The 11,879-nt window shown below is 68.6% G+C and carries 11 protein-coding genes; 8 read left to right on the top strand and 3 right to left on the bottom strand.

The window, feature by feature from the left end:
* The first annotated feature begins 112 nt into the window (after positions 1-112).
* From ACIRRY_RS18010 to ACIRRY_RS18000, 3 genes are all read left to right on the top strand, one after another.
* Positions 113-1,456 carry an ABC transporter substrate-binding protein gene (locus tag ACIRRY_RS18010; RefSeq protein ID WP_403973389.1) on the top strand — a complete coding sequence of 448 codons (1,344 nt, stop codon included), beginning with the start codon at positions 113-115 and terminating at the stop codon, positions 1,454-1,456.
* A gap of 96 nt (positions 1,457-1,552) precedes the next feature.
* The gene (locus ACIRRY_RS18005; RefSeq protein WP_403973387.1) at positions 1,553-2,551 is read left to right on the top strand and encodes a carbohydrate ABC transporter permease; all 999 of its coding nucleotides are present in this window, start codon (positions 1,553-1,555) and stop codon (positions 2,549-2,551) included.
* A gap of 8 nt (positions 2,552-2,559) precedes the next feature.
* Positions 2,560-3,411, top strand: a complete 852-nt coding sequence (locus ACIRRY_RS18000; protein WP_403973385.1) for a carbohydrate ABC transporter permease — start codon at positions 2,560-2,562, stop codon at positions 3,409-3,411.
* Positions 3,412-3,909: 498 nt separating this feature from the next.
* Here the strand turns inward: ACIRRY_RS18000 and ACIRRY_RS17995 are convergent, their stop codons facing one another.
* The gene (locus ACIRRY_RS17995) at positions 3,910-4,788 is read right to left on the bottom strand and encodes an alpha/beta fold hydrolase (RefSeq protein ID WP_403973383.1); all 879 of its coding nucleotides are present in this window, start codon (positions 4,786-4,788) and stop codon (positions 3,910-3,912) included.
* Positions 4,789-5,110: 322 nt separating this feature from the next.
* Between ACIRRY_RS17995 and ACIRRY_RS17990 the strand changes: the two genes are divergently transcribed.
* From ACIRRY_RS17990 to ACIRRY_RS17975, 4 genes are all read left to right on the top strand, one after another.
* Entirely contained in the window at positions 5,111-6,610 is a 1,500-nt protein-coding gene (locus ACIRRY_RS17990) for an MFS transporter (RefSeq protein WP_403973381.1), read from the top strand.
* Between the two features lie 208 nt (positions 6,611-6,818).
* A complete protein-coding gene (locus ACIRRY_RS17985; protein ID WP_403973378.1) occupies positions 6,819-7,388 on the top strand; it encodes a TetR/AcrR family transcriptional regulator in 570 nt (189 codons plus the stop codon).
* 500 nt (positions 7,389-7,888) lie between these two features.
* Positions 7,889-9,013: a 4Fe-4S binding protein gene (locus tag ACIRRY_RS17980; protein ID WP_403973375.1), complete on the top strand. Its 1,125-nt coding sequence runs from the start codon at positions 7,889-7,891 to the stop codon at positions 9,011-9,013.
* Between the two features lie 280 nt (positions 9,014-9,293).
* Positions 9,294-9,863 (top strand): TetR/AcrR family transcriptional regulator, encoded by a 570-nt coding sequence (locus tag ACIRRY_RS17975; protein WP_403973373.1) that lies wholly within the window; start codon positions 9,294-9,296, stop codon positions 9,861-9,863.
* A gap of 37 nt (positions 9,864-9,900) precedes the next feature.
* Here ACIRRY_RS17975 and ACIRRY_RS17970 read toward each other — a convergent pair whose 3' ends face one another.
* On the bottom strand, positions 9,901-10,425 hold the full coding sequence (locus ACIRRY_RS17970) for a TetR/AcrR family transcriptional regulator (protein WP_403973371.1): 525 nt from the start codon (positions 10,423-10,425) through the stop codon (positions 9,901-9,903).
* A gap of 115 nt (positions 10,426-10,540) precedes the next feature.
* On the opposite strand from ACIRRY_RS17970, the gene ACIRRY_RS17965 reads away from it, so the two are divergent.
* The gene (locus ACIRRY_RS17965) at positions 10,541-11,356 is read left to right on the top strand and encodes an oxidoreductase (RefSeq protein ID WP_403973369.1); all 816 of its coding nucleotides are present in this window, start codon (positions 10,541-10,543) and stop codon (positions 11,354-11,356) included.
* 108 nt (positions 11,357-11,464) lie between these two features.
* On the opposite strand, the gene ACIRRY_RS17960 is transcribed toward ACIRRY_RS17965, so the two are convergent.
* Complete coding sequence (locus ACIRRY_RS17960; protein ID WP_403973366.1) at positions 11,465-11,836, bottom strand: DUF1330 domain-containing protein; 372 nt, start codon at positions 11,834-11,836, stop codon at positions 11,465-11,467.
* Between the last annotated feature and the right edge of the window lie 43 nt (positions 11,837-11,879).

Here is an 11,879-nt window from a genome sequence, read left to right as displayed (position 1 = left end):
CTCCACGACCATCAAGGCCCCCCGAGGCCCCACTCCCCCACGCCGGAAAGCACCAGCGCACTTCGAAACCCTCGAAACCCTCGCAACCCTCGCACCGCACGGAGGCACAGCCATGAGCTCGACCAGCAGAAGGTACCGCCGTACAGCCTGTACGGGCCTCGCTCTCGTCCTGCCCCTCGCCGCCCTGGCCGCCTGTGGCGGTGGCAGCGGCGGTGACGCCTCCGCCGCGGCGGGCAGCGGCAAGGGCACCATCAGCGTCTGGGCCCACCAGGGGCAGAAGAGCGAGGACACCGCCCTGCAGAACGCGGTGAAATCCTTCAACGCCTCCCAGGACAAGATCAAGGTCGAGCTCAAGCTGATCCCCGCCAACGACTACACCAAGACCATCACCGCCACCGACGCCTCCAAGCTGCCGGACGTGATGGAGTTCGACGGGCCGACCATCGCGAACTTCGTCTACAACAAGAAGCTCGCCGCGATCGACTCCTACGTCTCCGCCAAGACCATGGGCAACGCCACGGACGCCAGCAAGGCGCAGGGCGAGATCGACGGCAAGCACTACGGCCTGGGCATGTACGACTCGGGGCTCGGCATCTACGGCAACAAGAAAATCCTGGACGCGGCCGGGGTGAAGTACCCGACCGGCCTGTCCGATGACTGGACGGCCGCACAGTTCACCGCCGCGCTGAAGGCGCTGAAGGCCAAGGACTCCGACGGCAAGACCCTGGACATCCAGGAGAACAACGGCCTCGCCACCGAGTGGGGCACCTACGGCTTCGCCCCCGTCGTCTGGTCGGCGGGCGGCTCGCTCCTCAAGGACGGCAAAGCGGAAGGCGCCCTCGACACCCCGGCCGTGGTGTCGGCGATGAAGACCTTCCAGTCCTGGAAGACGTACGTCGACCCCAACACGGACGGCAACGCCTTCGCCAAGGGCCGCGTCGCGCTGAGCTGGGTCGGCCACTGGATGTACCCCGCCTACAGCACGGCCCTCGGCAGCGACCTCGTCGCCCTGCCGCTGCCCGACTTCGGCAACGGCCCCAAGACCGGCCAGGGTTCCTGGGCCTGGGGCATCGGCGCGAACTCCAAGAACGGCAAGGCCGCCGGCGCCTTCCTCGACTACCTCCTGAACGACACCAACGTCACCGCGATGACCACGGCCAACGGCGCCCCGCCCGCCACGAAGACCGCGCTCGCCAAGAGCCCCCTCTACAAGCAGGGCGGCCCGCTCCAGCTCTTCGCCGACCAGTTGGCCAAGCCCTGCGGCGACAGCGACATCACCAAGTCCTGCGTCGCCGTGACCCGCCCGGTCACCGCCGGATATCCCACGGTCACCGCCAAGTTCAGCGACGCCCTGAACTCCGTCTACGGCGGCGCCGACCCGAAGAGCGCTCTGGAGAAGGCCGCCCGCTCCATCGACCAGGACTTCTCCGACAACGACGGCTACAAGATCCAGTAAGCCAGTGCTCCAGTGCCCCAGCAGGACGCTTCGGCGGGGCGGGTGCGCGTACGACACTGTCGACGGCGCGCCCGCCCCGGCCGGGAACAGGACCCCGTGATGACCGTGGAAACCGCGCCCGCAGCGCCCTCCGGCAGGGAAGCAGGCCCGCCCGTGACCTCCGTGAAGCCGGCGCGTGCCAGGCGGCCCAGGAACCGCGACGGGCTGCACGGACTGCTCATGTCCACGCCCGCCGTGGCCGGCCTCGTCGCCTTCGTCGGCGTCCCGTTCGGGTACGCCGTCGTCCTCTCCTTCTACAACGTGCGCCTGGGTTCCCCGCTCGCGCCCAGATTCTTCGGCCTGGAGCAGTACCGGCGGCTGTTCACCGACCCGGACCTTTCGGGGCCGTTCCTGCGGGCCCTGCTCAACAACCTGACGTTCGCCGTGGTCGTCGTTCCGCTCCAGACCGGCCTGGCGCTGGCTCTCGCAATCCTCCTCAACCGCAAGCTGAAGGCGATCGGCTTGTTCCGCTCGCTGTTCTTCATGCCGGTCGTCTTCCCGATGACGCTGGTCGCCGTGATCTGGCGGCTCATCCTCGCCCGCAGTGACCAGGGCCTGCTCAACTCCGCGCTGCACACGGTGAGTTTCGGCAACTGGGGCGCCTTCGACTGGCTCGGAGACTCGGCCACCGCGATGGCCTCGGTCATCGTGCTGTCGGTGTGGCAGGGGGTGGGCTTCCAGATGGTCATCCTGCTGGCCGGCCTCCAGCAGATCCCCGACGAGCTCTACGAGGCCGCCGAACTGGACCGCGCCACGCCCTGGCAGCAGTTCCGGCACGTCACCCTGCCCGGCATCCGCGGCACCCTCGTCTTCGTCGCCATGCTCACCTCGGTGCTGTCCTTCCGCGTCTTCGACCAGGTCTACGTCCTCATCCACGGCGGCGGTCTCGACGAGGACGCCACCCGAACGGTCATGTACCAGGCCGTCACCACAGCCTTCGACCAGAACAACATCGGCCAGGCGTCCGCGATCACCGTCGTCTTCTTCCTGATCGTCGTCGCCCTGACCCTCATCCAGCGCCGCGTCGTCCGGCCCGACAACGACAACGAGGTCTGACACCGACCATGGCCACGACCCGCGCGCCCTACCACCACCTGCGCCGCTTCACCGACTATGCCGTCCTCAGCGTCCTGGCGTTCCTCTTCGTCCTGCCCGTCCTCTACTTGTTGCTGGGCAGTCTCAAACCCTCCGACGAAGTGCTGAACGGCCTGTCCGGCTTCCTCCCCACCCACCTGTCCTTCGACAACTACGCACACGTCCTCGACGCCCTGAACTCCGACAGCACCGGCTACTTCTGGCGCTTCATGGGCATCTCACTGCTCGTCGCGTTCGTGGTCGTGACCGGCGGCCTGTTCGTCAACTCGATGGCGGCGTACGGCATGTCACGGCTGAAGTGGCGGGGCCGGGAAGCGGTGTTCACCCTGGTCCTGCTGCTGATGCTGGTGCCGTTCGAGTCGGTGGCGGTCCCGCTCTTCTACATGTTCAACGACCAGCGCAACACGATCTACGTCCAGGCGATCCCGTTCATCGCCAACGCCTTCTCGGTCTACCAGTTCCACACGTTCTTCCGCTCGATCCCGCCGAGCATCGAGGAAGCCGCCCGGCTGGACGGCGCGGGCCCCTGGCGCACCTTCTTCGCGATCATCGTGCCGATGTCCAAGCCGGCGTTCGCCTCGGTCGCGATCCTCACCTTCCTCACCCAGTGGGGCTCCTTCCTGTGGCCGGTCCTGATGGTCTCCGACCCCTCCGTCCGCCCGCTCCCCCTCGAAATGAGCGTCTTCCAGGGCCAACAGCCCCCGGACTGGGGCCAGATCCTCGCCTTCGGCGTCCTGCTCGTGCTGCCCGTCCTCATCGTCTTCGCCTTCTTCCAGCGCTGGTTCGTCCAGGGCGTCGCCAGTTCCGCCGTCAAGGGGTGAGCACTGCATCAACACGGCGATTGGCGCCGTGCCCTCGTCGCGCCCATGGAGTGCCCTTGGAGTGCCCTTGGAGTGCCCTTCCGAGCGGAAACCCACGGTCGGCAGCGGTGCCACCAGGCACTCACGCCGACAGTAGGACAGCGAACCTGCGCAGTTCAGAGCACGGGAGCACACCTGAGCGGCGTCGCTTCCCAAGCTGAGAGTGCGAGTTCGATTCTCGTCACCCGCTCCAACGTGAACCCCCAGGTCGATGACCCGGGGGTTGTTTGTTGTCTAGACCTGTGGGTGGGGTGCGCACCACAACCGCACCATAGGGGCGCTGCTAGCTGGCGGTGGGCTTCTCCTTACTGTGCGCGCGGCTGTCGTTGTGGTTCTTCGCACGTTCGGCGCGGACCATGTCGTCGAGCCCGGCGGCCAGGTCGCGCTGCCGCTCCTCGTCGGAGTGCTGATAGATCAGCGCCGCCCTTCGGAGGACCGGCCGGTGCGCGCCCGGAGCGCCTACGCCACCGCGTTCAGCAAGTCGGCCAGTACGTCGGGCCGTTCCAGGGCGATGAAGTGGCCGGCCTTCGGCACCTGCGTGAAGTCGGCGGCCGGCAGCAGCTTCCTGTTGGCCTCCCGGTCCGAGGGCCGGGACCAGTCCTTCTCGCCGTAGACGAGGTGGACGGGGGCCTTGACGTCGGGGTAGTGCGAGCGGGCCGCGATGAGGCTGGGCAGGGCCTGGTACACGCCTCGCGCGACGGTCGGGTAGCCGGGGCGGCCGCCCACCCGGAGCAGCTCGTCCAGGTAGTCGGCCCGCAGCGCGCTCCTGTCGCCCAGACCACCCTGGAGGATCTTGCTGAGCGCGGGCTTCGGCTCGACCCCAGCGATCACCGGGCCCACCACGGGGGCGAGGACACCGCTGACCACCACACGGGCGAGGAGGCTGGAGCGGGCGATCCCGCCCGGGAAGTCGTAGGTGTTGACCGCGACGACGCGTCTGACGCGTTCGGGGAGGTCGGCCGCGGTGGTCAGGGCGAGCACCGCACCCATGGACTCGCCGACCAACGTCACGTCATTCAGGTCGAGTTCGGTCAGCAGCCGCTCGACTCCCGCACGCATCGCGGGCTCGTCGTACGACGCCCCGGGCACGATCTCGGAGTAGCCCATCCCCGGCAGGTCGAGGGCGTACACGGTGTACCGGTCCGCGACCAGCGGGATGAGGTGGCGGAAGTGCTCGGCCTGGGTGCGCACGGTGTGCAGAAGGACCAGCGGGGCGCCGGTGCCCGCCTTGAGGTAGCGCAGCGTTCCCTCGCGGACGTCGGCTCCCGGGCGGGGGGCGAGGGTATGGCTGCTGGTCCCCGGGATGTGAATCGTGGGACGTGACTCTTGGCTGGACATCTCGCCGACTCCTTGTGTGTGAGGGGGTTACCACAACGGCCGTGACTCTCTCCCGAGAACGAGAAACCGACCGGTTTCAATGAAGGTAAACCGATCGGTTTCCGAGCGCAAGCCCAACAGGGGACCCGGCTTCACCATGCTGCGCCGCGCCCGCGGACCCAAGGGGCGACGAGCTCTCCAGGTCGCACCTCAGGCCCACTCCGAGCCGGAAGCGACCCGTTCACTTGCACCTAGGAAACCGATCTGTTTTCCTGGGTGGAAACAGATCGGTTTCCGATCGACGGTCGGCCCACGACCAGCGACTGAGCGACTAAGGGGAAAAGTGAGTACCACCTTCGACCACGGGGCGCCCGCCTCCGGGAAAACAGACTCGGGCCGCCGCGGCTCACATGCCGTGCGCTGGTGGGTGCTCGTCGTGCTGGGCGTGGCACAGCTCATGGTCACGCTCGACGCGACCGTCGTGAACATCGCACTGCCCGAAGCGCAACATGCCCTCGGTTTCAGTGACGGCAGCCGGCAGTGGGTCATCACGGGGTACGCCCTGGCGTTCGGCAGCCTGCTGCTGCTCGGGGGCCGACTCGGTGACCTGTTCGGCCGGCGTACGACCTTCGTGACCGGCCTGATCGGTTTCGCGACCGCGTCCGTCGTCGGCGGCGCGGCCACCAGCTTCGAGATGCTCGTCGCGGCACGCGTGGCCCAGGGGCTCTTCGCCGCGCTGCTCGCGCCCGCCGCGCTCTCCCTGCTCAGCGTGACCTTCACCGACCCGGCCGAAAGGCCGAAGGCGTTCGGCATCTTCAGTGCGCTGTCCGGTGCGGGCGCCGCGGTCGGACTCCTGCTCGGCGGCATGCTCACCGAATGGGCGTCGTGGCGCTGGGTGATGTACGTGAACGTCGTATTCGCGGGCGTCGCGCTGGCCGGCGCGCTGCTGTTGCTGGCCAAGCCCGTGCTCACCGAGCGACCCAAGATCGACGTTCCCGGCACCGTCGTGGTGAGCGCCTCGCTGTTCGGCATCGTCTACGGCTTCGCGCACGTCGAATCCACCAGTTGGACCGACCCGGTCGCCCTCGGCTCCATGGTCAGCGGCGTGGTCCTGCTCGCGGTGTTCGTCTGGCTGGAACGCAGGGTCGCGCGTCCGCTGCTGCCCCTGCGACTCGTGCTGGACCGGACCCGAGGCGGTTCGTTCCTGGCCGTGTTCGTCCTGGGCATGGGGATGTTCTCGATCTTCCTGTTCCTGACCTACTACCTGGAGGCCAGCATCGGCTACTCGCCGATCGAGGCCGGTCTGTCCTTCCTGCCGATGGTCACAGCCATCGTCGCCTCGTCGACCACGGTGCCTTCACTCCTGCTGCCCAGGGTCGGCCCGAAGATCGTGGTCAGCGCCGGCTTCCTGGTCTCCGCATCCGGTATGGCCCTGCTGACCCGGCTCACGCTGGACAGCGCCTACGTCGCCGACATCATGCCGGGCATGATCCTGCTGGGTCTCGGTATCGGCGCGGTGATGACCACCGCGTTCCAGGGTGCGACCGCGGGCGTGCACCACGAGGACGCGGGCGTCGCCTCGGCGCTGATCAACACCAGCCAGCAGGTGGGCGGTTCGATCAGTACGGCGCTGCTGACCACCGTCGCCTCGTCGGCCGCGACCGACTACCTGTCCTCGCACAAGCCGGGCGCACTGACCGTGGCCCGGGCCGGGGTCGAGAGCTACACGGCCACCCTGGCGTGGGGCGCCGGGATCTTCGCGGTCGGTGCGGTGCTCACGGTGTTCCTGATGCCCAATTCGGCTCTGGCGCCGTCGGAGGGCGAGCCTGTGATCGCCCACTGAGGCTGAATCCGCACGGCAGGGAATGCCGGGCACACCGAGGGCGGCCGAGAAGGGGGAGCGCACCGGTTCCGCAGACCGCGACGGGGGTGCCGACGTCCGGACGTCGGCACCCCCGTCAAGGCGCCGCCCGGCTTCTGCCGCCTCCTCACAGCACCCACCCGTAAACCGATCGGTTTCCAATGAGTCGGAATGGGGTTAACCTCGGAATATGACCACCGAAGCAATGCCGAGCTCCCGCGAGCGACTGCTGGAGGCAGCGGCCACACTCACCTACCGAGACGGTGTCAACATCGGCGTCGACGCGCTGTGCAAGGCGGCGGGGGTGTCCAAGCGCTCCATGTACAAGCTGTTCGAGAGCAAGGGCGAACTACTGGCGGCAAGCCTGGAGGAACGCGCCTCCGCCTATGTGGGGTCACTCCTTCCCGCGGCGGACGACGACCGCCCACCCCGCGAACGGATCCTGCACGTCTTCGAACGGGCGGAGGCGCAGGCGGGCGCACCCGACTTCCAGGGCTGCCGGTACCTCGTCGTACAGATCGAGCTCAAGGACCCCGACCACCCCGCGAGCCAGGTGGCCCATCGGGTCAAGGAGAACCTGACGGCCTTCTTCCGCACCGAGGCCGAACAGGGCGGGGCGAGCGACCCGGACCTGCTGGCCCGTCAGCTGATCCTGGTCTTCGACGGAGCCAGTGCCCGTGCGGGAGTCAAGGCCGACACACAGGGCGGGCTCGTCGCACCCACCGTGGCCGCCCTGCTCGATGCGGCGGACATGCGCTGACGCGGCGCGTAACGAGCGGGTGCGGCCGGGCGACGCTCTTGACGAGCGGCCGCGGCGAGCGATGCGCCACGACTAGTCGCAGCCACCGCCGGGGGGCCTAAGCGCTCCGCTGGACGTGCGGCGATGTGTCGTCGTTCGTCTGCGGCGCCATTGTGGCTGGTCGCGCAGTTCCCCGCGCCCCTTCAGGGAACTGCCCAACCGCGGTGGACTTCGCCCGGCCTGCTTGGCAACGCCCATGGGGCCCACGCCCATTGCCGACCGAGGGCCCACATCCCGGCCCGATGCGCGGAGCGAGCCCCCATCGCCTGACGATCGACCGCCAACACCCGCGAGGAACCCGATCGACGGCCCGAAGGGGAAGCTCGCCGCTTGGGCTTGCGCGCGAAAACCGATCGGTTTACGGTGGTGAAACTGATCGGTTTCTCGCCCTTGGTGGCGAGCCTCGTACCCGCATCTCGCCCTTGGTGGCGAGCCTCGTACCCGCATCCCCAGGAGCCCGGATGACTGCCGCGCGCGACGCCGAGGGGCAACCCACCCACCCCCCGCTTCCGGCGAAACTGGCGGCACATCCGTCGGTACAGGCCGTACTCGCCCGGCGCGGAACCGGTGACACGGCGCGCCCGCCGGCGGTGATCGACGCGGCCTGGCTGCGCGAGCTGTGCCTGGCGGCCGGGGCGGACGACGCTGCCGCGGTCAGCCTGGACCACCCCGACCTGGCCGGCGAGCGCGAGTACGCGCGGTCGGCGCTGCCCGGCACCCGCACCCTGATCGCGATGGCGGTCCGGATGAACCGCGACAACTGCCGCTCCCCCGCCCGCAGCGTGGCCAACCAGGAGTTCCATCAGACCGACGAGCAGGCCAACCATGCCGCCCGCACGGTCACCCGGGCGCTCCAGGACGCCGGGTACCGTGCGCTCAATCCGTCCGTCGGCTTCCCCCAGGAGATGGACCGCTTCCCCCGCGAGCGGATCTGGGTGGTGGCGCACAAGACGGTCGCGGTGGCCGCCGGGCTCGGTGTGATGGGGCTGCACCGCAACGTCATCCACCCGAAGTTCGGCAGCTTCGTCCTGCTGGTCACCGTGCTGGTGGACGCGGAGGTGAGCGAGTACGGGCAGGCACTGGACTACAACCCGTGCATCGACTGCAAGTTGTGCGTCGCCGCCTGCCCGGTCGGCGCCATCGCCAAGGACGGCGCCTTCGACGCGCTGGCCTGCACCACGCACAACTACCGTGAGTTCATGAGCGGGTTCACCGACTGGGCGCAGACCGTGGCCGACAGCGAGGACGCCGCCGACTACCGCTCCCGGGTCACCGACTCCGAGAGCGCCTCCATGTGGCAGAGCCTGACCTCTCCGCCCGGCTACAAGTCCGGCTACTGCGTGGCCGTCTGCCCCGCCGGCGAGGACGTCCTGGGCCCGTACCTGGACGACCGCAAGACGTTCATGGACACCGTGCTGCGCCCGCTCCAGGACAAGAGGGAAACGCTCTACGTCCTGCCGGGCTCCCACGCGCAGGAGTACGCCCGGCGCCGCTTCCCCCACAAGCCCGCCAAGGAGGTCACCGGCGGCTGGCAGCCCCCGGCGAGCCGTTCCGCGTCCACCGACCGAGAGCGACGTACGCCATGAGCGGCAGTCACCTCTTCTACGACCGCAAGGAACCGCACGGCATCCCGGCGAAGACGAAGCCGAAGCCGGAGAAGACCGCCGCACGGGCATGACGGCGGGTCACCCAGGACGGGCCATCACTCGGAGTGGCCCCGGTGTGCGTCGCCCGGACGGGGACGACAGGCGCGCACACCCTCACGGCTCGGCGACGGCCCTTCCCCCGGCCGTCGCCGAGCCCCTGCCGGAAGCCGCCGGAAACCGATCGGTTTTCATTTTGTCCGCTCCGGGTTAACCTCACGGTATGAGCACCGAAGTGAAATCGAGCCCCAGGGAGCGCCTGCTGGAGGCGGCGGCCACACTCACCTACCGAGACGGCGTCAGCATCGGAGTCGAGGCGCTGTGCAAGGCGGCGGGGGTGTCGAAGCGCTCCATGTATCAGCTGTTCGAGAGCAAGGACGAGCTCCTGGCAGCGAGCCTGAAGGAGCGCGCCTCCGCCTACGTGGTGACCCTCCTGCCCGGGGCGGACGACGGCCGGTCGCCCCGCGAGCGGATCCTGCACGTCTTCGAGCAGGTGGAATCGCAGGCAGGGGCACCCGACTTCCAGGGCTGCCGGTATCTGGCGGTGCAGGTCGAACTCAAGGACCAGAGCCACCCGGCGAGCCGCGTGGCTCACCAGGTCAAGGCGAATCTGACGGCCTTCTTCCGCGCCGAGGCCGAGCGGGGCGGGGCGGCCGATCCCGATCTGCTGGCCCGGCAGCTCAGCCTGGTCTTCGACGGCGCGAGCGCCCGCGCGGGAATCCAGGCCGACAACCTGACCGGGCTCGTCACACCCACCGTGACCACCCTGCTCGACGCGGCAGGCGTGCGCTGACGGCATGCGCTGACGCGTCCCCGTCCGGAACGCCCCCTCACCTCCCGGCGTCCGCGGGAAGCCCGATGGCCGTGAGCGTGTTGCCGAGCATGCCGCAGGCGAAGAAGCCCGCGGTCTTCTCGGCATCAGCACCCAGCGGCAGGTGCACGGCTTCCCAGATACTCGTCCAGCCGGCCCGGACGACTTCACCGATCAGGGCGTCGCCCTGCGCCTCGGCGGCCGCCACGGTGACGTATCCCTGCATCTGCATCAGGAGCGTTTCGGGGTACGTCGAGATCAGCTCCGCATAGGCGTCCGCCATCGCCTGCCGGGCCCGCTCGCCTCCCTCCACCCCGTCGGCCGCCCTCTCGAAAGCCAAGCGGGTGTCTTCCGCGCTCCGCACCAGAGCGGCGACGAAGATCGCCTTCTTGTCCGGAAAGAGCCGGAAGAGATACGGCTGCGAGACGCCGACCCGCTCGGCGATCGCAGCCGTGGTGGTGCCGCGGTAGCCGGCGACCGCGAACTCGGCGATCGCCGCACGAATGACGCTCTCGCGCCGCTCCCGCGCACTGACTCCACCCATGACCCCACTCCTTGCTCGAACTTGCCCGGACCCGCTTGACCTTGCACCCGGAAACCGATCGGTTTATTGTATCGGAAAACGATCGGTTTCTACTGCGAGCGAGCGGGAGTCCAGGATGACGACAGAACAGCCGGTGGCACTCGTGACGGGCGCGTCATCCGGCATCGGGAAGGAAACCGCGCTCGCCCTCGTCGCAGCGGGCTTCCACGTGGTCGGCACAGGCCGCGACACCTCACGCGTCACCCCGCTCGGGGGTGTGACGCTCCTCGACCTCGACGTGGTCAGCGACGCCTCGGTCGCCGCCGCCGTCCAGGAGACGAACGAGCGGTTCGGGCGGATCGACGTCCTGGTCAACAATGCCGGCGTCGGCTCGACGGGGGCGGCGGAGGAAACCTCCGTCGCACAGGCCCGGGCCGTCTTCGACACCAATGTCTTCGGCGTCATGCGCATGGTGAACGAGGTCCTGCCGCACATGCGCGCCCGGCGAAGCGGGCGCATCATCAACATCTCGTCCGTGCTCGGATTCCTGCCCCAGCCCTACATGGCCGCCTACGCCGCCTCCAAGCACGCGATCGAGGGCTACACGGAGTCCCTGGACCACGAGGTCCGCGACCACGGTGTCCGGGCGCTCATCGTCGAACCCGCCTACACCCGGACCGGGTTCGAGGCCAACAGCGCGAAGCCCGAGATGCCCCTGCACGTGTACGCGAAGCAGCGGCAGACCGTCGACCGGGTGATGGCGGAGGCCGTCAGGGGCGGCGACGCCCCCGCCGTCGTCGCCAGGGCGATCGTGGCGGCCGCGACCGACCCGAGGCCGAAGCCGCGCTACACCGCCGGCCCCTTGGCCGGACGCGCACGCGTACTGCGCCGCCTCGCTCCCGCCGCAGTCTTCGACCAGCAGATCCGCAGGATGAACCAGCTGGCCGGCTGACGCACAGCTCCGCCCGCGCTTTCCGAACAGCTCCGGAAAGCGAAAGGAAAGCGAAAGGGCCCACCGACTCCGTCGGCGGACCCACAAAAGATCGAGACTGAGGCCAGCCTAGGGCTTGAGCACCGCCAGTACATCGTCGAGCGAAACGGCGGCGGGGTCACTCATATCGGAACCATCGAAAGTCTGCCAGACGTAGGACGCCGTCCCGTCCTCCCGGAGCGGATGCAGGTCGGCCAGTTCCGGATCGTCCCGGAACCTGTTGAACGCCTCTTCGGACTCCCATTCAACGAGGAACAGAACCTGCCGGGGCGCGAGGTCACCGGCGACGTTGTCCCGGAAGCGACCGAACGCCGCCATGCGACCACCGTACTGCGGAGCCGCTTCCGGCAAGCGGCTGAAATACGCGAGGTATTTCTCCAGGTCGACCACGTCAAACATATTCAGGGCGTAAAATTTCTTCTTCTCTGAATTCCCGCTCATTACCAATACCCTTTCCGATGAATCGCGATGGGTGGTGGGCATC

This window comes from Streptomyces sp. NPDC101776, from assembly GCF_044766845.1.
Lineage (GTDB): Bacteria > Actinomycetota > Actinomycetes > Streptomycetales > Streptomycetaceae > Streptomyces.
Note: the sequence above shows the minus strand (reverse complement) of the source record. Positions and strands in the feature narration are given on the sequence as shown.

Bases quoted from the DNA above. Each gene is read 5' to 3' on its own strand.
- ACIRRY_RS18010 (WP_403973389.1), top strand. From the start codon at position 113: ATGAGCTCGACCAGCAGAAGGTACCGCCGTACAGCCTGTACGGGCCTC.
- ACIRRY_RS18000 (WP_403973385.1), top strand. From the start codon at position 2,560: ATGGCCACGACCCGCGCGCCCTACCACCACCTGCGCCGCTTCACCGAC.
- ACIRRY_RS17995 (WP_403973383.1), bottom strand. From the start codon at position 4,788: ATGTCCAGCCAAGAGTCACGTCCCACGATTCACATCCCGGGGACCAGC.
- ACIRRY_RS17985 (WP_403973378.1), top strand. From the start codon at position 6,819: ATGACCACCGAAGCAATGCCGAGCTCCCGCGAGCGACTGCTGGAGGCA.
- ACIRRY_RS17980 (WP_403973375.1), top strand. From the start codon at position 7,889: ATGACTGCCGCGCGCGACGCCGAGGGGCAACCCACCCACCCCCCGCTT.
- ACIRRY_RS17975 (WP_403973373.1), top strand. From the start codon at position 9,294: ATGAGCACCGAAGTGAAATCGAGCCCCAGGGAGCGCCTGCTGGAGGCG.
- ACIRRY_RS17970 (WP_403973371.1), bottom strand. From the start codon at position 10,425: ATGGGTGGAGTCAGTGCGCGGGAGCGGCGCGAGAGCGTCATTCGTGCG.
- ACIRRY_RS17965 (WP_403973369.1), top strand. From the start codon at position 10,541: ATGACGACAGAACAGCCGGTGGCACTCGTGACGGGCGCGTCATCCGGC.
- ACIRRY_RS17960 (WP_403973366.1), bottom strand. From the start codon at position 11,836: ATGAGCGGGAATTCAGAGAAGAAGAAATTTTACGCCCTGAATATGTTT.